This window comes from Aliiroseovarius crassostreae, assembly GCF_025137635.1.
Taxonomy (GTDB): domain Bacteria; phylum Pseudomonadota; class Alphaproteobacteria; order Rhodobacterales; family Rhodobacteraceae; genus Aliiroseovarius; species Aliiroseovarius crassostreae.
Genome location: NZ_CP080772.1, coordinates 2,922,706 through 2,948,346, shown reverse-complemented (window position 1 = coordinate 2,948,346; position 25,641 = coordinate 2,922,706). Strand labels below are relative to the sequence as shown.

Sequence of the window (25,641 nt, the reverse complement as noted above, 5' to 3'; positions counted from 1 at the left end):
CTGCCCGTTCAACCCGCTTGGGTTACTTAATCAAATAGGGTTTCCGTGTGTCCCGTGTCGGGGTCTGCGGGTCCGCGCCAGAAGGATAGTCGCCCATCAGGTAAGGTTGCATCCCCTGGTTTTTGAGATTTTGCAAAAACTGCCCAAAGCCATCAAGCCGTTTGAGATTCGGCACTTCGGTCAGGCGTGTATTCATGCGCCCTCCGATCTCGTCCAGGATCAGCTGCAAGGGTTCCATCGGGTTTTGCACGAACTCCGCCAAGGTCCAGATCCGCACCCGCGCACGCGCATATCCCGAGCGCAGGATGTCGATGTGATCGCTTTCGATCTTTTGCAATCGGGCGGCTTCGCGCCGAATATCGGTGAAATTGCGGGACGAATGAAACAAAGGCACAGCCCAGGCGCCGGAAATCACGCTGATATAGGCGTTGGGGTCCTTGGCCACATCCCAGCTGATGGCCTGATTGTCCGCCGGTCCGAACTGAAAGCTCTGCCGTTCGCCCCGGGTGGACCAGACAAGATTGGTCAGGAACGCCCGGGGGTTATAATCGCGCAGCGTCGCGCTGTCGGTCAGGGCACCGCTGAAATCCCGTTGCCCTTCGGAAAACTGGACCCTTTCCTTGTCATAGAGATGCCCATGCACCCGCCCACCTATGGTGCGCTCCAACCAGGGTTCGAACTCTTCGAACACCTCAGTAAAGCCCTCAAAGATCGCATAAGGCGTTCCGGTCAAACCGTTTTCAAACCCCATTCGCGGGAAACGGCTCTGCATGAACAGGCCGGGGCGGCCCCGGGTGCGCCGCTCCACCGCCTTGGAGAAGATCCGGTCAATCTTACCCGGATTTGGTTCGGCCCCGGTCATGATGGCCGCCGCATCCGACAGAAAACTGTCATATAGCTTTTCTGCCTTAGGCCAGATCTTGCGCGCAACAAAACAGTCTGACCGGCGCAAAAGCTGCAGGTGGTCATCGTAAAAGATATGCGGCTTGCCCTGATAGTCGAATTTCGACAGGGTCAGGGACCGGCTTTCGATATCGGTCGAATGCAGGCGCACCAAAGTCTGGTAGTAGCTTTCATCGGGGATCCAGACCTTCTTGAAATACCGGTCATAGGTTTCCCGATCCGGGTCATTCAGGATCTCGGACAGGGTCCTTCGCGTGAGGCACCACCATTGACTGCCAAGATGAGGGACCAGCCCGTCCGGGATCTTGCGTTTGAACCTCAGCTTGCGCTGCAGGGCGACATACCGGTCAAACAGCCAGCGGTGACGTTTCCAGGAGAAGGGAAACCGCAAGGTGAACCGTTCATGGTCGAGCCCCCCAACCGTCCACGGAACATCCTCGGTGGTGACACTTTCGATGAAGTTGGTGCGCGGCCGGGCTTCGAGATAGCGCAGCATCTCCGGAACCGGGCGCAGCGGCAGACAGGATCCCGAGGCCAGAAACACATGGCTGACATCCGGGAAACTTTTCAACATCAGCTCAGACGCGGTCTGGCTGGCGCCCACCAGTGACCAGGTGCCCCATTCGCATTTGTGCCGCCCACAGAATCGCACATTTTCCAGATCCCGCACCGCATTGACAAACCCGGCATAGGTGCGGCGCTTGACGCGTTTATCCACGTGGATCACAACCGGACAGCCATGGGCAGACCAGTGGCGCACCAGCTGCTCGGCGCGGTCCAGCGTGTCGTGCACCAACATGACAACCCCAAGCTTCATGCCCAGTTCCCCTTCGACATGATCCCGAGAATTTCCAGCTGTCGCCAGTTGATATATTTCTCACTCCACTTGCACCACAAATCCGGGTTGTCCTTCATGTGCTGGTGATACGCGCGGTATTCATGCCCACCGGCGTAATGCTGGCGGCGCTTGAGCTCCTCTTCGGCCTTTGCGCTGAACGTGTCGAGAAACTTGGCATGCAGCAAGCAGCCCGACGCCTTTTCCCCACCCCATTCGTCATAAACCTGATTAAGACCACGTGGCAGGATTGTATGGGTCGAACTGAGATAGGCATAGGCGCGATCCCATTTCACCAACGGGATCTTGTTCAGGGCCGGCGCATTGGCCGGATCATCGCGGAAAAAGGCACGGGTGCGCGCGCCCCCCTGGATCCAGAGGTTCCCGTAATAGGGATTTTTCTTGATCATGTAGTTGCCACTGTCAAACCAGCAGGCAATTTCAAACGGATCCTGCCCCGCACGGTATGGCTGCGCATCCAACTGCCCTTTTGGATACATATCCAGCAGCATCGCCCCAAAAGATCGCACCCCGGAACTATCGAGCCAATCCGTCAGCGCGCGCAGGGGGCGGGTATCGCAGAAGGGATAAACCAGAAACTCGTCCGGATCGACAACCAGCGTCCAATGGCCATGACCATATTTCCATTGCAACCAGTTCAGCCAATCCACCCCGAAATGGGATTTCTTGTAGCTGGCATCGGTGCTCCAGATCGAAACATCTTCCTGTTCGGCCAGGTATTCCCGCCCACCATCATCCGACCCGTTATCGACGATCAGAAAGTGGCTGACCCCGAGGTCACGGTAATATTTCAGAAAATAGGGCAGACGGATGCGTTCATTCCGCAGGGTGGAAAAAACAAGAATATCGTCGGGACGAATGGCCCGTGTGCGGTTCTCAACCTCACTCAGCTCACGTCTCTTGCGAAATGCACGTAGCTTTCGATGCTTACGCTTCAACCGCAGGCGATATGATGTCCAGACGCCCAATCCCGTATCCTGCCTATTTTATCCCGCCACACATCCCATGAAACCACGCTGGTTTCGGGACAACAGATACCGCTATCCTACCCATATTGATCGCATTTCACGAACAATGCCTTAAAATAATCCATACATGTGACAGATCTGACGGTAAACTCTTTAGAACACATCGTTTTTGCCGGGGTCCCAGTTTCCGGATGACATCAGCCCCAGGGCCTCCAATTGCTGCCAGCCCTGATACCGTACGGAGCGATCACACCACAGGTCCGGGGCGGCGACCACCTGATTGTAATAGGCGTCAAACTGGTCGGGTTGGCCGAAATGTTCCTTGCGCCCCTTCTCCTCAGATGAACGGTCAAGCACGCCGGGAAGGAATTTCGTGTGCAGCAACACCCCGGACAAACGGGAATCGCCGGACACACTTTCAGGTCCATCCCATTGCAGGTTCATCTGCGGTGGCAGCAAGGAATGCGACGAATTGGCATAGGCATAGCGTCGGTTCCATTTGACCAGAGGCAGCTTATTCAACGTCGGACCTCGCGCCGGTTGCGTCGCAAAAAACACCCGTTCACGCGCCCCCCCCTGCACCCAGAGGTTCTGCATTCTGGGCTGGCGCTGACAGCGATAAGGTCCCGGATCAAACCACTCGATCACCTCGGTCGGATCCTGCCCCGGACGGTATTCGCCCTGCCCGATGGCCCCCTTGGGATACAGATCCAGCATCAGCGCCCCCAGCGCCACTGCTCCTGTCCGATCCAGATGATGGGTCAGGTCCTTAAGGTCATGCGTGTCCCAGTGGGGGTAGATCAACAGCTCATCCGCATCCGCCGTCAGGCACCAATGCCCGTGGCCGTGGCGAAATTGCAGCCAGGTCAACCAGTCAACGCCAAACCGCGCCGCCTTGTAGCTGTCATCGGCTTGCCAGAGAGACACATCCGGTTGATCCGCCAGAAAGGCGACACTGCCATCATCACAGTCATTCGCGACGATCAGAAAATGATCGACCCCCATCTTGCGATAATGGGACAGGAAAAAGGGCAGGCGCGCGATTTCATTGCGCAACGTGGTGAAAGACAGGATCTGCCCGGGCCGGATCTGCCCCGTCCGATCCATGACGGGCGTCAGCTGCCGACGTGATCGGAGGGAGCGAAACAACAGGCGACGGCGCTTGAGGCGCATCCGATAGGCAGACCACAGGCTAGATGCGCCACCTGTCATTCAAACTCACTCAGCCGCTTTTTGCTGGGCAACCAGATCGCTCAGATACCCCGAAAATTCCTCGCGCAGCTCTTCACGGGCCAGACCGAAGGCAACGGTCGCCTGCAGGAACCCGGCCTTGGAGCCGCAATCATATCGCTGCCCCCGGAACCGGTAGCCGAAGACATCCCGTTGCTGGTTCAGTTCTTCTGCAATGGCATCGGTCAGCTGGATTTCCCCGCCTGCGCCACTTTTCATCTTGTTCAGGCTGCGCAGCACATCTGGCGTCAGGATATAGCGGCCAATTACGGCCAGGTTGGAGGGCGCATCTTCCATCGCCGGCTTCTCTACCATCCCGCGGGTCGAGACGAGGCTGCCGTGATCTTCCTTGATATCAAGCACACCATAAGAAGAGGTTTTTTCAGGCGGCACTTCCATCGCTGCAACCATGCAGCCGCCGGTTTCCTCATAGGCTTCAACCATCTGCTGCAAACAGGGTTTTTCGGCCGCGATCACGTCATCGGGCAGGATGACGGCAAAAGGTTCATTGGCAATCAACCGGCGCGCGCACCAAACCGCATGGCCAAGGCCCAGCGCCTTGTGCTGACGAATATAAGCAATCGCACCGCTGTCCATATTGGTGTCTTTCAGCACCTCAAGCAGCTCATCCTTGTTTTTCTTGCGCAGCTCCTGCTCAAGCACGGGGGAAATGTCGAAATAGTCTTCCAAAGCCCCTTTGCCGCGTGACGTGACAAAGATGAATTCCTTGATCCCGGCGGCCCTGGCTTCGTCAATGGCGTATTGGATCAGCGGTCGATCCACCAAAGTCATGATTTCCTTCGGAATGGATTTCGTTGCGGGCAGGAAGCGCGTCCCCAAGCCTGCGACTGGAAAAATGGCCTTCGTGACTTTCCGTTTCATAGCTGTCCCACTCATTTTACACCTGTGCATATCGATCTGCCCGCCAGGCTTTCCAACCCGTTTAACAGTCGCGATACACTAAACCGCATTTTCATTAACAATAACCTTCACCCGCTTGATTTGTAACCTGTTGTTTACGCCTGTGTCATACTTACGCGGCAGAATGGCGGCATTTGCAACAGTTGGCACGGAAACACTGTATGCGACACCCTTCGCACCCTATCCAGGGGGGAATTGGGCAAGTATTCCCCCTGACGTCCTATTCGACCCCCATCGCCTTCAGGATCCGTTCAATACGCGGAACATCTTCCGGGTTGTTCAGTTCCCAGAACTCTCGCCCACGCGCCTGCATTTCAACACATTGGACCGGGCGTTCGCGTTCCAGAAAACGCAGCTGCTCCAACCCCTCCAGCATTTCCAGCGGACCGGGTGCCCAGCGCGGATAGGCGGCCAGCGCCGACGGGCGATAGGCATAGACCCCCACATGGTGGAACACAGGCGTTGGCGCATCTGCGGCAATCTCGGCTCCATCGGTATGGGGGATCACTTCTTTCGAGAAATAAAGCGCCTTGCCCTCGGCACCGAACACAGCGGTTGTGCCACCAACCCGCCCCGCGCGGCGGTCTTCCAGAAAACCCGCAAGCGCCCGCCCGTCTGCACGCAGAACCGGGGTGGCCACCTCGGCGGCCGGGTGATCCACCATGGCCTGCACCAGATCTTCGACGAACCAATGCGGGGTCAGCGGCGCATCCCCTTGCAGGTTGACCACCACATCATATCCCCCCCCCAGCGCATCCAGCGCCTCAGCGCAACGCTCGGTTCCGTTCCGGCATTCAGACGAGGTCATCACCACCTCGGCACCGAACCCCTGGGCCACATCCGAAATCCGACAATCATCAGTCGCCACGACCACCCGATCAATCCCCGCCACGGCCTGCGCCGCATCCCATGCTCTTTGAACCAGAGGCCGGGTCAGCCCGCTCGCCCCGCGCAAGGGGGCAAGCGCCTTGCCCGGGTAACGGGTGGAGGCATAGCGGGCCGGAATGACAATCAGGGTTTTCACAAGGCTGCGCTTTCTTGGGTCAGGGCCGTCAGGCTGGCTTCAGATCCACGCCGTTGGCGTAGGCGATGAAAAACGGGTTTTCATAGATCGGCTTGCCATAGGTCAGCGGAGAATGATCGTCAAAACGCACCACGGCGCCACCGGCCCCGTTCAGGACAGCATGGCCCGCGGCAGTGTCCCATTCCATCGTGCGCCCGACCCGCGGGTAAAGGTCCGCCTCGCCGGTTGCCACCAGACAGAACTTGAGGCTGGAACCTGCTGATTTGCTGTCTTTCACATTGTATTTATTGATGTAATCATCCGTGGCCTGATCGCGATGCGATTTTGATGCCACCACCATCAGCGCATCATTATCAGGGGTGGAGACATGGATTTCTTTCACATCCCCCTGGTGTTCCTTGCGAAACGGACCAAGCTCTTCGACACTTTGACCATCCGCACGGGTAAAGAACATCCGGTCACGGGCAGGGGCATAGACCACGCCGCGAATGGGGGTGCCGTCCTTGACATACGCAATGTTCACGGTGAAGTCACCGCGACGGTGGATGAACTCCTTGGTGCCATCCAGCGGATCCACGATCAGAAATTCATCCGCCTGCTGGCCATGGCTGTCGGCCTGTTCTTCGGTGACCAGAAGCACATCCGGAAAGGCCGCGCGCAGACCTTTGGAAATCAGCGCATCCGCTGCTTCATCCGCTGCGGTGACCGGGCTGTCATCCGATTTCGATTTCACCTCGAAATCATCCGAGTTGTAGATCTCCATGATCACATCCCCGGCTTCCAGCGCCAGCCTGCGCATCACTTCTTCCAAACGATCAAAATCCAAAGACCTGCTCCTTTTCACGCGCCAATTCAGCGATATCGGCGTTGTTGCCATGATTTTCTTCCTCACTTATGGTTTCAAGGTAAAGGAACAGCAAGAATTCCCCGGTAAATTAATGTGTAACCGAGGCAAAAAGGTCATCTGATGTTTCAGAATACCAAGCAGAACTCATCGCGCCTGCAAGCGGCGCTTTCCATGGCTGAAGTCATCTATGTGGCCACGGTGCGTTCTGTGCGTGCCACCCATTCAAACGCGCTTGTCGGCCTGCTGATCAATATGTTCCAGACAATGTTGCTGGTGGCCGTATTTTACCTGATGTTTTCGGTCATTGGCCGAACGGCCCGCATTCAAGGTGATTTCCTGCTCTACATCATGTCCGGGATCTTTCTTTACATGACACATGTGAAATCTATGGGGGCGGTTGCGGGCTCTGCCGGCCCCACGACCGCGATGATGCTGCATGCGCCGATGAACACTTTCATCTCCATCGCCTCTTCGGCCCTCAGCGCGCTATATATCCAGTTCCTGTCGGTGGTGGTCGTGCTCGGTGTCTATGAGCTCTGGACCGGAAATGTAGAGTTTTATGATGTCAAAGGAGTCTTTGGCATGTTCATCCTTGCGTGGTTTTCCGGGGTCTGCGTCGGCATGGTGTTCCTCGCCCTGAAACCATGGTTCCCGCAATTCACGTCGATCTCGTCTCAAATCTATTCGCGCGCCAATATGCTGGCATCCGGCAAGATGTTCCTAGCCAATACACTGCCGTTTTACCTGCTGGTCATGTTTACATGGAACCCGCTGTTTCACATCATTGACCAGGCCCGCGGCTTTACCTTTGTGAATTACAATCCGCATTATTCCAGCATCTCATACCCCGTCATCGTTTCGCTGGTATTGCTGATGATCGGGATGCTTGGGGAAAATTACACCCGCAAACACGCATCTGCCAGTTGGGGAGCACGTCATTGAAACTGAAATGGATTATCCTGCTGATGATTGGATGGGCGCCCCTGCCCGCAACCGCCAATCCCCTGCCCGCCCTGTTTGACGTTGTGGACGTCACTTCAGATGACGTTCTGAATGTGCGCGCCCTGCCAGATACCGGATCAGAGATCATCGGAACACTCGCCCCTGATCAGACCGGGATCGAAGTCACGACAGTTTCCGAGGATCTGAAATGGGGACAGGTGAATGCCAGTGAACAGGCGGGATGGGTCTCTCTGCGCTACTTGATGCGCCAGCCGGGGCAGGACTGGGGGCAAATGCCCTGGCCGCTTTCCTGTTATGGGACCGAACCGTTCTGGGATCTGTTCACAGACGGCGAAAATGAACTTGTGCTTGAGCATATGGACGCAGAGAAAACACGCTTTCTCATCACCATGACCACCGGCGTGGTTGGGCGGGCGGATCGTTTCTGGATCCGTGGCGAAAACGAGGCGGGCGAGGCTTTGCTGACCCTGCGCCGTGAAGAATGTCATGACGGTATGTCTGATCGGGCCTATGGGCTGGGCCTGGACAGCCTGATTGACCATGAAAACGGACCATACGCCCTGTCCGGCTGCTGTTCGATCCTGCCGCGCTGAGTGTCATCTGAGTGTCATCGCACCACGCGCAAGGTCAGATTGATCCGTCCGTGATCCCGCAAAAGATCACTTGAACCGAAACGCAACCGGTCTATCCCGTGATAGGCCAGCCGGGCCACGCCTGCCAGCACAAGCACGTCCCCGGAATGTAACCAGACCGATTGCGTCCGGCCACCCCGCCTCTCGCCCCCAATGCGAAACAGGGCGTCATCCCCTAGGCTGATCGACACAACGGGGTACGAGAAATCCCCCTCGTCCCGATCCTGATGCATCCCCATCCTGGCCCCCTCTCCATAGAAATTCACAAGACAGCTGTCCGGGGGCACATCACAGCCCGAGACCTTGCGCCAGATCGCCAGCACCTCGTCCGGGATTGGCGGCCAAGCCACACCTGACGGGTGGCGAGGATCGTAACGATAGCCCCGCCGGTCACTCACCCAGCCCAACCGCCCGCAAGAGGTCATCCGCACCGACATCTGCTTGCCGGATGCCGTGACCGGGTGGAACAGTGGCGCGCAGGCCACAACAGCGCGGACCCCATCCACAAGGCGCGCCTGCTGGTCACCATCCAGCATCCCTTTGAAAATCTTCGCTCCCCCCAGATCCATTCCTGCCATTCCTTACGCTTTCCTTTCCAAAACCCTGATAATGACTCGTTTTTTTGCGCCAATCCCCCGCTTTGGACGCTTGCAGCACCCAATCAGCCTACTTATATACGCTTCGACGCTGGGAACGGACGATCCGTTACCGGCTTGAAATTGGGATCAGGGGCCGATGCTTTGCAAGGTCGGTTCCTACAACATCGCCTGGAAGAGGATAGAAGCATGGCTAAAGTCATTGGTATTGACCTCGGGACCACCAACTCCTGTGTCGCCATCATGGATGGCTCGCAGCCGCGGGTCATCGAAAATTCCGAGGGTGCGCGCACGACCCCCTCGATTGTTGCCTTCAAAGACGACGAGCGCCTTGTGGGCCAATCGGCCAAACGTCAGGCCGTGACCAACCCGGACAACACCGTGTTCGCCGTGAAGCGCCTGATCGGCCGCAACATGAATGACCCGGCTGTCGAAAAAGACAAAAAGCTGGTGCCCTATGCCATCGTGGATGGTGGCAATGGCGACGCATGGGTGGAAGCTGCCGGGCAGAAATATTCGCCCTCGCAGATTTCGGCCTTCATTCTGGGCAAGATGAAAGAAACGGCAGAAAGCTATCTGGGTGAAGACGTCACTCAGGCCGTGATCACTGTGCCCGCATATTTCAACGACGCTCAGCGTCAGGCCACCAAAGACGCCGGCAAAATCGCCGGTCTGGAAGTCCTGCGCATCATCAACGAACCGACCGCAGCCGCACTGGCATACGGTCTGGACAAAGCCGAAACCCAAACCATCGCGGTCTATGACCTTGGTGGCGGTACCTTCGACGTGACCATCCTGGAAATCGACGACGGCCTGTTCGAAGTGAAATCAACCAACGGCGACACGTTCCTTGGTGGTGAAGACTTCGACATGCGCATCGTTCAGTATCTGGTCGATGAGTTCAAAAAGGAAAACCAGGTCGATCTGTCGAAAGACAAGATGGCTCTGCAGCGTCTGAAAGAAGCCGCTGAAAAAGCCAAGATCGAACTGTCGTCGGCCTCGCAGACTGAAATCAACCAGCCCTTCATCTCGATGGGCTCGGACGGTGCGCCGCTGCACATGGTCATGAAACTGACCCGCGCCAAGCTGGAAAGCCTCGTGTCGGACCTGATCAAGCGTTCGATCAAACCCTGTCAGGCCGCACTGAAAGACGCAGGTCTCTCGACCGGCGACATCGACGAGGTGGTTCTGGTTGGCGGTATGACCCGCATGCCGAAAGTGATCGAAGAGGTCACCAAGTTCTTCGGCAAAGAGCCGCACAAAGGTGTGAACCCGGATGAAGTGGTTGCCATGGGTGCCGCCATTCAGGCCGGTGTTCTGCAGGGTGACGTGAAAGACGTGGTTCTTCTGGACGTGACCCCGCTGTCGCTGGGCATCGAGACGCTGGGTGGCGTGTTCACCCGCCTGATCGACCGCAACACCACGATCCCGACCAAGAAGTCGCAGGTCTTCTCGACCGCGGAAGACAACCAGAACGCCGTGACCCTGCGCGTGTTCCAAGGTGAACGTGAAATGGCTGCCGACAACAAGATCCTCGGCCAGTTCAACCTGGAAGACATCCCGCCGGCTCCGCGCGGCCTGCCGCAGATCGAAGTGACCTTTGACATCGACGCCAACGGCATCGTGGAAGTGGGCGCCAAGGACAAAGGCACCGGCAAAGAGCAGAAAATCACCATCCAGGCCTCGGGCGGTCTGTCGGATGACGACATCGAAGCCATGGTGAAAGACGCCGAAGCCAATGCCGAGGCCGATAAAGAGCGCAAGGAGCTTGTCGAAGCGCGCAACCAGGCCGAAAGCCTGATCCACTCGACCGAAAAGTCGATGGAAGAGCACGCTGACAAGGTGGATCCGACCACGATCGAGGCGATCGAACTGGCCATTGCCGCGCTGAAAGACGACCTCGAGAAAGAGGATGTCACCGCCGAGAAACTGAAATCGGGCGTTCAGAACGTGACCGAAGCCGCCATGAAGCTGGGCGAAGCGATCTACAAATCGCAACAGGCCGAAGCAGAAGGCGAAGAGGCACCGGAAGAAGCCGACGGCCCGCGGGCTGCGGATGACGACATCGTCGACGCTGATTTCGAAGATCTGGACAACGACAAACGGTCGTAAGTCTCCTTAGGTAACGGGCAGGTCCGCCCCCCGGCGGGCCGCCCCCTCCTCAAAGGAGTAGCTATGTCAAAACGTGATTATTACGAGGTGCTGGGGGCCGCAAAAGGCGCGTCCGCAGATGAGCTCAAGAAAGCCTATCGCAAGAAGGCAAAAGAGCTGCACCCCGACCGCAATTCCGACAATCCCAACGCCGAGGCCCAGTTCAAGGAAGTGAACGAAGCCTATGACGTTCTGAAGGACGCCGACAAGAAGGCGGCCTATGACCGCTATGGTCATGCAGCCTTTGAAGGCGGCATGGGTGGGGGTCGTCCCGGTGGCGGTTATGGCCAGCAGGGTGATTTCGCCAGCGCGTTCTCAGACGTGTTTGACGACCTGTTTGGGGACTTCATGGGTGGCCAGCGTGGCGGCGGCCGGTCACGGGCGCAACGCGGCTCTGACCTGCGCTACAACCTGCGTGTTTCGCTGGAAGATGCCTTCACCGGCCTGCAGAAAACCATCAATGTGCCCACCTCGGTCAGCTGTGACGAATGTGACGGCACCGGTGCGGAAAGCGGCGCGGAACCCACCATGTGCCCGACCTGTTCCGGCATGGGTAAAGTGCGTGCACAGCAGGGCTTCTTTACCGTTGAACGCACCTGTCCGACCTGTCAGGGCATGGGGCAGATGATCAAGAACCCGTGCAAATCCTGCGGCGGGGCGGGGCGTAAGGAAAAAGAACGTTCGCTTTCTGTGAACATCCCGGCAGGTGTTGAAACCGGCACCCGCATTCGTCTGGCTGGCGAAGGCGAAGCCGGTCTGCGCGGCGGTCCAGCGGGCGATCTTTATATCTTTATCGAGGTCACGCCGCACGCGATCTTTGATCGCGAAGGCAATCATCTGCACTGCCGTGTGCCCGTGTCGATGACCTCTGCCGCGCTGGGCGGGGACATCGAAGTGCCCACCATCGACGGTGGTCGGTCGCGGGTGAAGATCCCATCCGGCAGCCAGTCCGGTCGTCAGATGCGTCTGCGCGGCAAAGGTATGCCCGGCCTGCGCGGCGGCCCCACAGGTGACATGTATATCGAACTGTCGGTGGAAACCCCGGTCAACCTGACCTCGAAACAGAAAGAACTGTTGCGGGAGTTTGAAAAACTGTCCGAGGAAAACAACCCGGAAAGCTCGAACTTCTTCTCGAAAGTGCGTAGTTTCTGGGACGGGATGACCTCATAAAGCACTGGGTTTTCGCCCTCGATTAACCATTGCTTTACCAAAACCATGTGAGGGTTGGTGCATGACGCACCGACCCTCTTCTTTTGGCCCCTCTTCCTTTGGCGAAATGCCCCAAACGCTATTTGACAGCGATGAGGCCCTCCCCGTTCCGGTCAAACCGGAAAAAGGGCGCCTGCCTTCCTATATCAAGGATCACCGCAAACGCCTGCGGGATCGGTTCATGAAAGGCGGGGCTGCGGCCCTGCCCGATTACGAAATGCTGGAGCTGGTTTTGTTTCGCGCCATCCCACGTCAGGACGTCAAACCGCTGGCACGACGCCTGCTGGACCGGTTTGGGGACTTCAACGGTGTCATCTCGGCCCCTGCTTCGCGACTTCAGGAAATGCACGGGGTTGGGGCCTCAGTCGTTCAGGAGCTGAAGATCGTAGAGGCCGCCGCCCACCGGCTGGCCCGATCACGTATCCTGCAGCGCCATGTCATTTCTTCCTGGGATAGCCTGATCGATTATTGCCACACCACCATGGCGCATCGGGAAACCGAACAGTTCCGGGTGCTCTATCTCGACAAGAAAAACGTGGTGATTGCGGATGAGGAACAGGCGCAAGGCACGGTGGACCACGTGCCTGTGTATCCGCGCGAAGTGGTGAAACGGGCGCTTGAGCTCAACGCTTCGGCCCTTATCCTGGTGCATAACCATCCCTCCGGGGATCCAACCCCGTCAGACAGCGACATGCAGATGACCCGTCAGGTGGAACAGGCCGCATCTGCCCTGGGGATCACGCTGCATGATCATCTTGTGGTTGGCAAATCGGATCAGCTCAGCTTTCGGGCGCATGGCTATCTGTAAGTCGTTTCCAGTCACGGCTGTGATCCAACACGAACCGGAACGCATCAAAGCAGCGCGACATGCGGGCTGTTACGCCCCCCAACCTCACTTCACCCAGATTTCCACCCGACGGTTCACACCGCGCCCCCAGGCCGTTTCGTCACATGCCATCGGCAGGGCCTCTCCGAAGGCCTCCACCAGCGTCTCCACCCTTGTGGGATCCAGAGTTTCGGCTTCCGCCAGCACGGCCTGTCGCACCGCCTCCGCGCGCTTGCGGGCAAGCGAGAGATTTTGCGCCGCAGCCCCCTGCCCGTCCGAGAAACCAACAAAGCTCAGGCGCCGACCATCAAAACGCCCAGCCTCCAGGCTCCGGGCCAGAAGTTGAACATTGGAGCGCGACGGTGCATCCAGAAGCGTTGACCCGCCTTCAAATCGAAACGTCAGGGACAGGCGGCTTTGCCGGGTGACAAAACCGGAAAGGCGTTGCAGCTCTTCCAATGTCACCTCTTCCCCAGCCATTGCAATGGCATTTGCCAGTCGGTCACCCTGATGAGACAGCGGCACCACGGACATCGCCTGGTCCACAAACCCCGCCCGGCGGATCACCAGCTGGCCTGCATCACTGCGCAGATAGCTCAGAAATTCCCGCCCGACCTGCGGCAGGCGGCGTTCGGGCAGGTAAAGATACATTGGCGTGGTCAGGGGGTAATCTTCGGCCTTGATGGCCAGTTCACTGGCATCGACACCAAAACCGCACCTCCCAGAGAGCTGCACGATCTCATTGCTGCCGGGATTGGTGAAGGCGGCAATTCCGATCCCGAACGGATCACGCGCAACCGCATCCAGAACGGCCCGGTCGCTTCCCAAAGACACAACGCGTTCGGACATCTGGCTTCCCTGCGCCGAAATCACTTTGCGCGCAAACACAGGTGTGAACCCGGCACCCCGCGCCCGCAAATAGGGTGTGATTGGCGCATCTTCCCCGCCAACCTCCTTCCAGTTGGTAATCTTGCCCGCGTAAATCGCGGCAAGCTGCGCCATGGACAAGCGGCGCACGGGGTTGCCCGGCGATACGATCGGAACCAGGGCATTCAGCGCCAGCACACGTTCCTGTCGGCGGCTTGTCAGGTCACCAAGCCCGGCCTCATAGGCCATGACACGCTCCCGCGAGGTCACTTCACGCTGGGACAACACCATATCCGCTTCATGCCCCAACAGATCGGCAAACCCTTCATCGGACGAGGTTGCCCGGATCGTGATCCGCGCCGCTTCCTGATTGGTGTCGCCTTCATAAAGCGTGTAGCGCAGGGCGGTTTCCGGCAGCTCCTCTCGGGTCAATGCATAACCCTGACGCAGCGCAAACCCCTCAACCAGAGCCGGGCTCAGAACCGACGCCATTTCATGGGCGCCAGAGATCACGAGATCAGCAACATAAGGGCCCAGATTGGGGCATCCCGGCCCTTCGCAGCGCACACCGGACCCGTCAACTGTCAGGATGCCATATTCGGTTTCGATCCGGTAAAATGCGCCATCATATCCAACAAGATTCCCGGACAGCGTCATCGCCCCATCCCGAGCAATCAACGAGATGTCGTTTGCACCAGCTTGCCCAGCCTGCATGGCGAGAAAAAGTGCGGCACCAATGGCCGCACGCAGATATGTCATGATGTGCCCCTGAGCGATCCGGTTCAACTGGGGCGAAGTATGCCGCAACTGTTTCGGGGGCAACAGGCCCCAGAAGTGGCGAGGTGCAGCCTGTTGCCAAGCTGCACTTTCCGCGTCAGTTCAGAGCGATTGTCAATTCTTGCGCCATGTCGCTGAACACCAGGTATTCGCCAACACTGTCACAGCCGGGGGCTGCGATCCGGACCGGCATTTCCCTGGGGTGGTCCTTTCCATTGGCACGCAGGAAGACCCCTTCGATTTCGCTGTTGCAGGTGGTTTCCAGAATATGTGCCTCGATTGACATTTCAGGGCCAGACAGCGAGCGCATCATATAGGCCGGGAAGGTATAGATATCCGCCGCATAGCCCTGCGCAACCGAGCCCAGCACGGTGACAAAGCCACCCTGCCCGCCCATGGCGCGGGTCAACCCGCCGGGATGGTCCGCCCAAAGATGGCCTTCGTCCCCATAATCTGCGCCCTCTTCAAACGCATGAAGCTGAAGCCCCGTGGCGCCCTGCCAAACCAGAGCCGCCCGGCGATATTGCGCCGCCTCAGGAACGGTCAATTCAAGATGCGCCGCAGAGGTCTCGGCGAGGTAGGCGGAAACTTTGGCGTCACGCGTCAGCGCGGGCACAGTGACCTCTACGCGCCCCTCCTCGTCCAGATATTCGGTAAAGCGAAGCCCCTCATGCGAAAATTCCACCTCTGCATTGGCATTGCACGGCGCCTCTACCGTCAGCGTCATCATCGCCAGATCCTCAACCCGCCCGGTCAGGGACGGGGTGCAGTGATCGGTTGCCAGTGGCGCTGGTTCCGCAACAACAGGCTCGGCACCTGGCGAGAGATCCAGCGCGGCGAGATCGAAGCTTTCCTCCGGCTGCGGCGCTACCTCTGGAAGGGTTTCAGCAACAGCGTTTGGTTCCGGCTGCACAAGTGCGGGCGTCACTGCGGGGTCTGGATCAGGAAGATCCTCAGCCAGGTCAACCTCATCAGCTTGCGGCAGAGGGTCAGCCTCAGGCGCCGATGCCTCAGCCTGTGCCTCAACCTGTTCTTCGGCCTGTGCCTCAACTGCCGGCGTTGGCAGAACTGAAGCGGTTTGCACCGGCTGAGGCTGCACAACTGGGCCCGCAGCCTGGGATTGGGACTGCCCGTTCTGCATATAATACCCGGCACCCAGCGCAATCACCAAAGTGGCTGCTGCCGTTCCAAGGCGTTTTTTATCGATCCCCTGAAGGTCGATCTTTTTCAGTCCCTGAAAATCAATGCTTTTCAGGTCAATCTCTTTCAGCTGGCCCAAAAGCTCTCGCATGATGGCCTCCCATGAGTTTTGTTCAGCCTAAAGATGTCAGGGGAATGTGCCGGTTTTTGGGAGGTTATGAGGAGTTTTAAGATTTTCTGAACAGATTTTTCGCTTTGTTTTCAGAACGCTAAACAATCACGTCTTATTTTTGCCAGATCTGAAACAAAAACACGCCCCGGGGCGGGAAGGCACCGGGGCGTGACATGAAACGGTTATGGAAAGCTCAGAGTTTGCCGTGACAATGCTTGAATTTCTTGCCCGATCCGCAAGGGCAGGCATCGTTCCGAGACGGGTTGCCCCAGGTGGCCGGGTTCGTTTCGTCAAACCCTTCAGCCTCCTGAATTTGGGACTGTTCCATTGCCTGCTCAGCCGCATCCGCTGCCGCCATGTTCTGTTGCTGCTGCTGGATCATCTGCTGCATCATGGCCGCCTGCTCTTCTTCGCTCATCGGGCGAATTTGCGACAGGCGTTTGGTCACATCCAGACGCAGGCCATCCAGAAGGCTTTCAAACAGCTGGAACGCCTCATTCTTGTATTCATTAAGCGGATCACGCTGGGCATACCCGCGGAACCCGACAACCGAACGCAGGTGGTCCAGCGTCAGGAGATGTTCACGCCATTTCGTGTCGATGGTCTGCAACAGGATCTGCTTTTCGATCGAGCGCATGTTCTCGGGACCGAAATCAGCGGCTTTCTTGGCCATCATTTCGTCCGAGGCGTCACAAAGCCGTTCGCGGATCACATCGTCATCCACCCCCTCTTCCTTTGCCCAGTCGATCACTGGCAGATCGGAATTCAGGTTTTCAATGACGGCTGCATACAAGCCCTCGGTATCCCATTGATCCGCATAGGATTTTGGCGGCAGATAGCCATCCACCATATCGTCGATCATCTGGTGACGCATGTCAGACACGATTTCTGACAGGTCCTCGGCCTCCATGATTTCCATACGCTGACCAAAGATCGCCTTACGCTGATCGTTCATCACGTCATCGAATTTCAACAGCTGCTTGCGGATGTCGAAGTTGCGCCCTTCCACTTTCGCCTGCGCGCGTTCCAGCGATTTGTTCACCCAGGGGTGCACAATTGCTTCGCCTTCTTTCATACCCAGGGTCGAGAGCACCTTTTCCAGACGTTCAGAACCGAAGATCCGCATCAGGTCATCATCAAGCGACAGGAAGAACGCCGAGCGCCCCGGATCCCCCTGGCGCCCCGAACGACCCCGCAGCTGGTTGTCGATCCGACGGCTTTCGTGGCGCTCTGTCGCAAGCACAAACAGACCGCCTGCATCCTTCACCGCCTGTTCGTCATCCTTGTGGGCAGCTTCAACCTGTGCCCGGATATCAGCGGGATCCGCATCCGGGTTGGCCTCAATCGCTTCCATGATCTTGAATTCGACATTGCCACCCAGTTTGATGTCGGTCCCGCGGCCAGCCATGTTGGTGGCGATGGTCACGGCGCCAAGCTTACCGGCATCCGCCACGATCTGCGCTTCACGCTCGTGCTGGCGAGCATTCAGGACGTCGTGCTTCACACCGGCCTGATCCAGAAGCTGCGACAGGTATTCCGATTTCTCGATCGAGGTGGTGCCGACCAGGGTCGGTTGCCCCTTTTCATGCGCCTTCTTGATCTCTTCCACGATGGCTTGGTATTTCTCGGCGCTGGTCCGATACACCGCATCATGTTCGTCAATCCGGGCAATCGGGCGGTTGGTGGGCACTTCCACCACACCCAGACCGTAAATCTCGTCAAATTCCTCAGCCTCGGTCAGCGCGGTACCGGTCATGCCGGACAGCACGTCATAAAGGCGGAAATAGTTCTGGAACGTCACCGAGGCGAGGGTCACGTTTTCCGGCTGGGTCTTGCAGCCTTCTTTCGCTTCGATCGCCTGATGCAGGCCATCGGACAGGCGACGCCCTTCCATCATCCGGCCGGTGAATTCGTCAATCAGCATCACCTCGCCATTGCGCACGATGTAATCCTTGTCGCGCGCAAACAGCTTATGCGCCCGCAGACCCTGGTTCAGGTGGTGCACAATGGTGGTGCTTTCCGCGTCATAAAGCGACTGCTCTTCCGGCAGCAGCCCCTTCACATGCACCAGCTCTTCCAAAAACTCGTTGCCTTCCTCGGTAAAGGTGGCACTGCGCGCTTTTTCATCCAGCGTGTAATGCTCTTCCCTCAGTTCCGGGATCAGGCCATTGATGGTCACGTAAAGCTCGGACCGGTCTTCGGACGGGCCGGAAATGATCAGCGGCGTGCGTGCCTCGTCGATCAGGATCGAATCCACCTCATCGACAATCGCAAAATTGTGACCGCGCTGCGCCATTTCCTTGAGGTCGGACCTCATATTGTCGCGCAGATAGTCAAAGCCCAGCTCGTTATTGGTGGCATAGGTCACGTCACAGGCATAGGCGGCGCGCTTTTCCTTGTCCTCCTGCTGGGGATAGATCACACCGGTGGTCATGCCCAGCGCGGCAAAGACATTGCCCATCCATTCAGCATCCCGGCGCGCAAGGTAATCGTTCACCGTCACCACATGCACACCTTTGCCGCTCAGCGCATTCAGATAGGCCGGGAAGGTCGCCACGAGGGTTTTCCCCTCACCGGTTTTCATTTCCGAGATATTGCCCTGATGCAGGAAAATCCCGCCCATCAGCTGGGTGTCAAAGGCGCGCAGACCCAGCGCACGCCGGGCCGCCTCGCGACAGTTGGCAAAGGCTTCGGGCAGCAGGGCATCCAGTTTCTCGCCCTCCGCCACGCGGGATCGGAATTCTTCGGTCTTTGCCTTGAGCTCATCGTCCGAAAGGGCTGCAAATTCTTCTTCAAGCGCGTTGATCTTTGCCACGATCGGGCGGATCGCCTTGATCTTGCGATCATTAGGGGTGCCAAACACGGCGCGCGCGATTTTTCCAAGCATATTTTTGTGCCTCAATACGGTTTGTCGCTGGTCAGACCAGAGGGTTCTTGCCCGTCCCCGCTCCGCCCCCTATCTAGGGGCATGAGAACCAGCGCACTCAAGCCTCAAAGCGATGTAAGCGTCAGGTGCAAAATAGTCAATGTTGCCGGGGCCCCCGGCGCGCTTGGAAGGAGAATTCCATGGTCAAACGCAACGCAATCCTGCTGGGAACCGCCCTCGCTGCCATGCTGGCGGTTCCGGCCCTTGCACAAGAAACTGCAAGCGACACGCAGGAGACCCCGGAAGTGGCAAAGATCGATGCCACCGGGTCCACCGTTCTGGCCACAGTGAATGGCGATGACATCACCCTCGGCCACCTGATCGTCGCCCGTCAGGCGTTGCCACAGCAATATCAGACCCTGCCCAACGAAGTGCTGCTGCAGGGGCTTTTGGAACAGGTGATCCAGCAGACCGTTCTGGGGCAGGCCATGGGCGAACTCAGCCGCCGCGCCAAGCTGGAGCTTGAAAACCAGCGCCGCGCCATGGTGGCCGAAGAAAAGATCGACGCGGTGATTGCAACTGCCGTCACCGAAGAGGCCCTTCAGGCCGCTTATGACGAGGTCTTTGCCAACGCCGAGCCCAGCCCGGAATACAACGCCTCACATATTCTGGTTGAGACCGAAGAGGCCGCCAAGGAACTGCTCACCAAGCTGGAAGCCGGCACGGATTTCGCCGAACTGGCCAAGGAGTTTTCCACCGGCCCATCGGGTCCCAATGGCGGCGAGCTGGGCTGGTTTGGGCCGGGTATGATGGTCAAACCGTTCGAAGAAGCCGTGGTGGCCCTTGAACCCGGTCAGGTCTCAGCCCCGGTTGAAACCCAGTTTGGCTGGCATGTGGTCAAGCTGAATGACAGTCGCGTCAAAGGGGCCCCCACCCTTGATGAAGTGCGTGAGGAACTGACTGCGAAAATCGAAAACGACGCGGTCGAACAGGCGGTGCAAGGCCTGCTCGAAGCGGCCACGATCAAACGGATCGACCTCGAAACCGTTGATCCCGAAACACTTGGCAACCTGTCCCTGCTCGGGAAATAAAGGGAAGTATCATGGGCAAGTCAGACCAGATCAAAGCATTGAAAAAGAAGGTCAAAAAGCTGAAGAAAAAGCTTGCGGCCGCAAAGAACCACGTGAATGCAATCTCACCGCTTGCACCGGCCAGCTTTCCTGACCTTCCGGTTATCGCAGGCGTGCGGTTTGCAGCGGCCAAGGCCGGTGTGAAATATGCGGACCGTCTGGATGTGATGCTGGCGGAGCTCGCACCGGGCACCACCATTGCCGGTGCCTTCACCAAATCCTCCACCCGCTCGGCTCCCGTTCTGGATTGCCAGTCCAAGCTGGGCGGAGACACGGCTGAAGGTGCGGCCTTTTTGGTCAATGCGGGCAATTCCAACGCCTTTACCGGCGCAGCAGGCACCGGCTCGGTCGAGGCGATCACCGGGGCGGTTTCAAACGCGCTGAACGTCCCGGCCAACCGCGTGTTCACCGCCTCCACCGGCGTGATCGGAGAGCCGCTGCCGCATGATCGGATCATTGCCAAAATTGATGAACTGAAAGGGTTGCTGGTTCCGGATGCGATGGAAAGCGCCGCCCAGGCCATCCGCACCACTGATACTTTTGCCAAGGGCGCCAAGGCCGAGGTGAAAATCGGTGATCGCATCGTGCATATCGCAGGTATCGCCAAGGGATCCGGCATGATTGCCCCGGACATGGCCACCATGCTGGTGTTCATCTTCACCGATGCGAAAGTAGCGCAGGATGACCTGCAGGCGATGCTGTCGGACCTGACCGACACCACGTTCAACGCCATCACGGTGGACAGCGACACCTCGACCTCGGACACGCTGCTCTTGGCGGCGACAGGCGCGTCTGACATTGAGGTTGACCAGAGCAACGAGGCCTTTCGCTCTGCGCTGAACGAGGTGATGCTGGATCTGGCGCATCAGGTGGTGCGCGATGGCGAAGGGGCCACCAAATTCGTCGAGATTCGCGTGACCGGCACCAGAAACGACGCCGACGCAAAGACCCATGCACTGGCCATTGCCAACTCACCCTTGGTCAAAACCGCGGTCGCTGGTGAGGACCCGAACTGGGGCCGCATCGTGGCGGCGATCGGAAAATCCGGCGCTTATGCGGAACGCGACAAGCTGTCGATTTCCTTTGGCGATGTGCTGGTTGCGGAAAAAGGCTGGGTCTCTCCGGATTACCGCGAGGAAGACGGTGCTGCCTGTTTCAAAGGAGATGAGATCGTGATTTCCGTCGATTTCGGCCTTGGGGACGGCAAAAGCACGGTCTGGACCTGCGATCTGACCCATGCCTATATCCAGATCAACGCCGACTACCGGTCTTAAAGCGTTTCGGGATAAACTTGTGACACATGTTTATTCCGAAACACCCACGACATTGAGATCTATTGCAACGTTTCGGTTTTCCCTGTCTCAGGTTAAAATCGAAACGCTTTAACCTTTGCTTAACAAAACCAGAAAACTCGTTTTCTAGTATTCTGGTTTTGTTACCGCGTATTTGGAAAATCAGATGAGCATCAAAACCGTCCTCGTATCTGCCGTGGCCCTGATTGACGCTGACGGGCGGGTCCTGTTGGCACAGCGCCCGGAAGGCAAATCCATGGCCGGTCTTTGGGAATTTCCCGGCGGCAAAGTCGAGCCAGGGGAAACGCCGGAGGCCGCCCTGGTCCGCGAATTGCACGAGGAGCTGGGCATTGACACCTGGTCGTCCTGCCTTGCGCCCCTGACCTTCGCCAGCCATTCCTATGATGATTTCCATTTGCTGATGCCGGTTTTTGCCTGCCGCAAATGGAACGGGCAGCCGCATCCCCGTGAGGGGCAAGTGCTGAAATGGGTGCGCCCGCAAGCCCTGCGCGACTATCCAATGCCGCCAGCGGACCTGCCGTTGATTCCCATTTTGCGCGACTGGTTGTGACCCGGCCCCTCCGAAAATCGCCGCCAATCCCCGGATTGGCGCGAAATTTCGCTCAATATCCCCAAAAATAGCGAATTTTAAGAAAACCCTACACAATGCTAGGTTTCAGACTACACTGGTGTCATCAATCTAAAGCATATTGGTTTCATCCTGAGACCCGGGAAAACCGATAGAGCGCGAAGGATTTAATATTGCGACCTTTCGGAGCAAACGCATGCCACGCGTTTTTCCAAAGACGCCAGAATGACTATGGGGGATGTGGTCATGTTGAGAACAATTATGATTGGCAGCCGTATCATGGCACAGGGCCAATATGTGAAAACACTGACAGATGGGCGCATGGTGCTGCGTGTTGATGGCAGGCTGATGGTCGGGCATCCTGTGACGCAGGACAAAGCGGCCTGACATATCCGGCCCGCGTCACGTAAAGCGTTTTGCGAAAAGCTGACAACAGAAGCCTGACGCGAAATGCGGGGAACCGATCTCTGCCTTTGACTGAATACAGCAACTGAAACAAAAAAGGCGCCCTCAGCGGGGCGCCTTTTGCGTTGGTATCCATCCGGATCAGTCCAGGGTGCGGGCGATCTCTTCACGTTCGAAGATCTCGATCACATCATTCGGACGGATGTCGTCGTAGTTCTCAAATGCCATACCGCATTCCTGACCCGACAACACTTCCTTGACCTCGTCCTTGAAGCGTTTCAGCGTCTTCAGCGTGCCTTCGTGGATCACCACGTTGTCGCGCAGCAGGCGCACACCAGCGGACCGGCGGGCCACACCTTCGGTGACCAGACAGCCGGCAACCTTGCCGACGCCCGATACCTTGAACACTTCGCGGATCTCGGCGTAACCGATGAAGTTTTCGCGCACTTCCGCAGACAGCAGGCCTGAGGCCGCCGATTTCACATCATCCACAAGGTCATAGATGACCGAGTAGTAACGGATCTCAACACCCTTCTGGTTGGCGCTGTTGCGGGCCGGCGCATTGGCACGAACGTTAAAGCCGATCACCGGCGCACCCGAGGCTTCGGCAAGGCCGATATCGGTTTCCGTGATCGCGCCCACACCATAGTGCAGCACGCGCACGCGCACCTCGTCATTGCCGATCTTCTCCATCGCCTGAACGATCGCCTCGGCAGAGCCCTGCACGTCAGCCTTCACCAGGATCGGCAGTTCCGCCACATCCTGATCGGCTTTCGCCTTGGCCATCATCTGCTCCAGCGTGGTCGCCGCACCGGCGGCGGCGCGTTTGTCCTTGGCGGCCTGTTCGCGATATTCTGCAATCTCGCGGGCTTGCGCCTCGGTTTCCACAACGTTCAGAACGTCACCCGCTTCCGGGGTCCCGTTGAGGCCAAGCACCTCAACCGGCACCGACGGGCCAGCTTCTTTCACGCGCTCACCCTTGTCATTGACCAGCGCACGCACACGGCCCCACTGTTCGCCCACAACAAAGATATCACCCTGTTTCAGCGTCCCGTTCTGCACCAGAACGGTGGCGACCGGACCGCGCCCAACATCCAGCTGGGCTTCGATCACGGCACCTGCGGCGGCACGATCCGGGTTGGCCTTAAGCTCAAGGATTTCAGATTGCAGCGCAATCGCTTCCAGAAGCTCATCAAGACCCTGACCGGTGATGGCGGACACTTCAACATCCTGCACTTCACCCGACATTTTCTCAACGATCACTTCATGTTGCAGAAGTTCAGCGCGCACCTTGTCCGGGTCGGCAGCGGGTTTATCGCATTTGTTGATCGCCACAATCATCGGCACTTCAGCGGCCTTGGCGTGGTTGATGGCTTCGATCGTCTGCGGCATGACGCTGTCATCCGCGGCCACAACCAGAACAACGATATCCGTCACCTGGGCCCCACGGGCGCGCATCGAGGTAAAGGCCGCGTGACCCGGCGTGTCGAGGAAGCTCAGCGTGACGCCATCATCGGTTTTCACCTGGTAGGCACCGATATGCTGGGTGATGCCACCAGCTTCACCTGCGGTCACTTTCGCATCGCGAATGGCGTCCAGAAGCGAGGTCTTACCATGGTCAACGTGGCCCATGATGGTGATGACCGGAGCGCGCGGCTGCAGGTCTTCCTCTTTGTCTTCCACCTGATCGATCACGTCTTCAACGTCAGCATCCGAAACGCGCACAATCTTGTGGCCAAATTCTTCGATGATCAGTTCCGCAGTATCCGCATCGATGGATTGGTTCTGCGTAACCATCATGCCCATTTTCATGAGCGACTTGACCACGTCCGCCACGCGTTCCGCCATACGGTTGGCAAGCTCTGACACCACAATGGCCTCAGGCACCTGCACGTCACGCACGACCTTTTCACGTTCAACATTGCCCATGGCTTTCTGACGGGCACGCTCTTGCTGACGGCGCATCGAGGCAACCGACCGCTGGCGGCCACCGCGATCACCGGACAGGGCCTGGTTCAGCGTCAGCTTGCCTGAACGGCGGTTGTCGTCACCTTTGCCCTTGCCGCGGTTCTGGCGGGCGGCGTCGGCATTGCCACGATCATCTTTCTTGGACCGGGTGGTCGAAGAGGGGGTTTTGGCCGTGCGTGCCTCAGCAGCCTGCGCTGCAGCCGGATCCGGTTTCGGAGCCGCCTTGGCACGCTTGGCGGCCTCTTCGGCCTCGCGTTTCTTGCGGGCTTCTTCCTCAGCCTTGGCTTTCAGCGCCTCTTCGCGCTCGCGTTCTTCACGCTCTTTGGCCTCGGCCTCCTCGCGGCGACGCTGACGCTCTTCCTCGCGGGCCTTTTCCTCAGCCGCACGCTTGGCGGCCTCTTCGCTTTCACGGGCCTTGGCAGCCTGCAGCGCCTTCAGGCGACGTTCCATTTCCGCATCGGAAATGCCGCCGGGGCGTTTCTTGGGATCACCTTTTGCGGGCGAGGCAGCACCCCCCGCAGCCGCACCCGGCTTGGGGACAACAACGCGTTTGCGTTTCGTTTCGACCACGACATTCTTGGTGCGCCCGTGGCTGAAGCTCTGCTTCACCTGACCTGGGCGGCTTCCGCGCAGGCCGAGGGTCTTTTTGCCGTCATTATCGCTCATCTGGTCTTCGTACCTTTCCGGTGACCCTTGTCACCGCCGCTGTCTAGCGCCCGCATGGCTGTCAATTTCTTGGCTTCCTCTACAACACGAGAGGCCAAACCACCAGCCGCAAGAGCACCATGTATCACATTTTCCCGTCCAAACGCCAATCCGAGCTCATCCCCGGTCAGGCAGTTGATGTAACGGTCACGCTCCCGAGGGGGGCGTAATTTCGATTTCTGACGGTCGGACCCGTCAATTGCCTGGATCAGAACCTTGGCCTCATCCTTGGCCAGCCAGTCCTTGACCTTTTCATATCCGGCCACCGCCTGACCTGCTTTGCGTGCCATGGCGATCAGGTGGACCACCCGGTCGGCATAGCCCTTTTCGAGCAGATCCAGGAGCCCATCCGGCACCGTCACGGGCTGGCGCGCAGCGCGCGAAAACAGCCCTTTCTTGATCGCCGTGGCAATGGCCGCCCGGTTGGCAGCCACATAAATGCCCCGCCCGGGCAGCTTGCCCAGAAGGTCAGGCACCACCATGCCGTCAGGCCCCACCACAAAGCGGATCAGCCCCGCTTTTGGCTGGCTTTCGCCCGTGGCGATGCACTTGCGTTCCGGCTCTTGGGGCCGCGATTTTGATCCACCGCGCGTCATGCGCCGAC

At 58.2% G+C, this 25,641-nt stretch carries 21 protein-coding genes; 9 read left to right on the top strand and 12 right to left on the bottom strand.

Annotated elements, in window-relative coordinates:
- Positions 1 to 22: 22 nt before the first annotated feature.
- The 6 genes from K3J57_RS14115 to cysQ form a co-directional block, all read right to left on the bottom strand.
- Entirely contained in the window at positions 23 to 1,720 is a 1,698-nt protein-coding gene (locus K3J57_RS14115; protein ID WP_173486214.1) for a DUF5927 domain-containing protein, read from the bottom strand.
- Positions 1,717 to 2,703 carry a glycosyltransferase family 2 protein gene (locus K3J57_RS14110; RefSeq protein ID WP_173486365.1) on the bottom strand — a complete coding sequence of 329 codons (987 nt, stop codon included), beginning with the start codon at positions 2,701 to 2,703 and terminating at the stop codon, positions 1,717 to 1,719. The genes K3J57_RS14115 and K3J57_RS14110 overlap by 4 nt, the downstream gene beginning before the upstream one ends.
- 177 nt (positions 2,704 to 2,880) lie before the next feature.
- Positions 2,881 to 3,834 (bottom strand): glycosyltransferase family 2 protein, encoded by a 954-nt coding sequence (locus K3J57_RS14105; protein ID WP_311196487.1) that lies wholly within the window; start codon positions 3,832 to 3,834, stop codon positions 2,881 to 2,883.
- Between the two features lie 111 nt (positions 3,835 to 3,945).
- Positions 3,946 to 4,839 (bottom strand): UTP--glucose-1-phosphate uridylyltransferase GalU, encoded by an 894-nt coding sequence (gene galU, locus K3J57_RS14100; RefSeq protein WP_259773490.1) that lies wholly within the window; start codon positions 4,837 to 4,839, stop codon positions 3,946 to 3,948.
- 259 nt (positions 4,840 to 5,098) lie between these two features.
- Complete coding sequence (locus K3J57_RS14095; RefSeq protein ID WP_259796391.1) at positions 5,099 to 5,902, bottom strand: 3-deoxy-manno-octulosonate cytidylyltransferase; 804 nt, start codon at positions 5,900 to 5,902, stop codon at positions 5,099 to 5,101.
- Positions 5,903 to 5,930: 28 nt separating this feature from the next.
- Entirely contained in the window at positions 5,931 to 6,701 is a 771-nt protein-coding gene (gene cysQ, locus K3J57_RS14090) for a 3'(2'),5'-bisphosphate nucleotidase CysQ (protein WP_375542846.1), read from the bottom strand.
- 168 nt (positions 6,702 to 6,869) lie between these two features.
- Between cysQ and K3J57_RS14085 the strand changes: the two genes are divergently transcribed.
- Both K3J57_RS14085 and K3J57_RS14080 read left to right on the top strand, forming a co-directional pair.
- Positions 6,870 to 7,691: an ABC transporter permease gene (locus tag K3J57_RS14085; protein ID WP_173486217.1), complete on the top strand. Its 822-nt coding sequence runs from the start codon at positions 6,870 to 6,872 to the stop codon at positions 7,689 to 7,691.
- A complete protein-coding gene (locus tag K3J57_RS14080; RefSeq protein ID WP_259792609.1) occupies positions 7,688 to 8,305 on the top strand; it encodes an SH3 domain-containing protein in 618 nt (205 codons plus the stop codon). Before K3J57_RS14085 ends, K3J57_RS14080 begins: the two co-directional genes overlap by 4 nt.
- Before the next feature lie 14 nt (positions 8,306 to 8,319).
- Here the strand turns inward: K3J57_RS14080 and K3J57_RS14075 are convergent, their stop codons facing one another.
- Positions 8,320 to 8,913, bottom strand: coding sequence for an alpha-ketoglutarate-dependent dioxygenase AlkB family protein (locus tag K3J57_RS14075; protein WP_259796390.1), 594 nt, complete (start codon positions 8,911 to 8,913; stop codon positions 8,320 to 8,322).
- Positions 8,914 to 9,129: 216 nt separating this feature from the next.
- On the opposite strand from K3J57_RS14075, the gene dnaK reads away from it, so the two are divergent.
- From dnaK to radC, 3 genes are all read left to right on the top strand, one after another.
- A complete protein-coding gene (gene dnaK, locus K3J57_RS14070) occupies positions 9,130 to 11,052 on the top strand; it encodes a molecular chaperone DnaK (RefSeq protein ID WP_259785395.1) in 1,923 nt (640 codons plus the stop codon).
- A 63-nt stretch (positions 11,053 to 11,115) separates the two neighbouring features.
- Positions 11,116 to 12,261: a molecular chaperone DnaJ gene (gene dnaJ, locus K3J57_RS14065; protein WP_055187192.1), complete on the top strand. Its 1,146-nt coding sequence runs from the start codon at positions 11,116 to 11,118 to the stop codon at positions 12,259 to 12,261.
- A gap of 106 nt (positions 12,262 to 12,367) precedes the next feature.
- Complete coding sequence (gene radC, locus K3J57_RS14060; RefSeq protein ID WP_259796387.1) at positions 12,368 to 13,108, top strand: RadC family protein; 741 nt, start codon at positions 12,368 to 12,370, stop codon at positions 13,106 to 13,108.
- Positions 13,109 to 13,192: 84 nt separating this feature from the next.
- Here radC and K3J57_RS14055 read toward each other — a convergent pair whose 3' ends face one another.
- The 3 genes from K3J57_RS14055 to secA form a co-directional block, all read right to left on the bottom strand.
- Positions 13,193 to 14,752: a phosphate ABC transporter substrate-binding/OmpA family protein gene (locus K3J57_RS14055; RefSeq protein WP_259776153.1), complete on the bottom strand. Its 1,560-nt coding sequence runs from the start codon at positions 14,750 to 14,752 to the stop codon at positions 13,193 to 13,195.
- A gap of 115 nt (positions 14,753 to 14,867) precedes the next feature.
- Positions 14,868 to 16,061, bottom strand: coding sequence for a hypothetical protein (locus K3J57_RS14050; protein WP_259792601.1), 1,194 nt, complete (start codon positions 16,059 to 16,061; stop codon positions 14,868 to 14,870).
- Between the two features lie 214 nt (positions 16,062 to 16,275).
- Positions 16,276 to 18,969, bottom strand: coding sequence for a preprotein translocase subunit SecA (gene secA, locus K3J57_RS14045; RefSeq protein ID WP_259796386.1), 2,694 nt, complete (start codon positions 18,967 to 18,969; stop codon positions 16,276 to 16,278).
- Between the two features lie 179 nt (positions 18,970 to 19,148).
- Here secA and K3J57_RS14040 point away from each other — a divergent pair, with 179 nt between their 5' ends.
- The 4 genes from K3J57_RS14040 to K3J57_RS14025 all read left to right on the top strand — a co-directional run bounded on the left by K3J57_RS14040 (position 19,149) and on the right by K3J57_RS14025 (position 22,346).
- The gene (locus K3J57_RS14040; RefSeq protein WP_259796384.1) at positions 19,149 to 20,039 is read left to right on the top strand and encodes a peptidylprolyl isomerase; all 891 of its coding nucleotides are present in this window, start codon (positions 19,149 to 19,151) and stop codon (positions 20,037 to 20,039) included.
- A gap of 11 nt (positions 20,040 to 20,050) precedes the next feature.
- On the top strand, positions 20,051 to 21,352 hold the full coding sequence (argJ, locus tag K3J57_RS14035) for a bifunctional glutamate N-acetyltransferase/amino-acid acetyltransferase ArgJ (protein WP_259796382.1): 1,302 nt from the start codon (positions 20,051 to 20,053) through the stop codon (positions 21,350 to 21,352).
- A gap of 190 nt (positions 21,353 to 21,542) precedes the next feature.
- Positions 21,543 to 21,941 carry an 8-oxo-dGTP diphosphatase MutT gene (gene mutT / locus K3J57_RS14030; protein ID WP_055187475.1) on the top strand — a complete coding sequence of 133 codons (399 nt, stop codon included), beginning with the start codon at positions 21,543 to 21,545 and terminating at the stop codon, positions 21,939 to 21,941.
- A 264-nt stretch (positions 21,942 to 22,205) separates the two neighbouring features.
- Positions 22,206 to 22,346 carry a hypothetical protein gene (locus tag K3J57_RS14025; RefSeq protein ID WP_173486229.1) on the top strand — a complete coding sequence of 47 codons (141 nt, stop codon included), beginning with the start codon at positions 22,206 to 22,208 and terminating at the stop codon, positions 22,344 to 22,346.
- Positions 22,347 to 22,505: 159 nt separating this feature from the next.
- Here the strand turns inward: K3J57_RS14025 and infB are convergent, their stop codons facing one another.
- The gene (gene infB, locus K3J57_RS14020) at positions 22,506 to 24,998 is read right to left on the bottom strand and encodes a translation initiation factor IF-2 (protein WP_259785385.1); all 2,493 of its coding nucleotides are present in this window, start codon (positions 24,996 to 24,998) and stop codon (positions 22,506 to 22,508) included.
- Complete coding sequence (locus K3J57_RS14015) at positions 24,995 to 25,633, bottom strand: RNA-binding protein (RefSeq protein ID WP_055187185.1); 639 nt, start codon at positions 25,631 to 25,633, stop codon at positions 24,995 to 24,997. The genes infB and K3J57_RS14015 overlap by 4 nt, the downstream gene beginning before the upstream one ends.
- Positions 25,634 to 25,641: the final 8 nt, after the last annotated feature.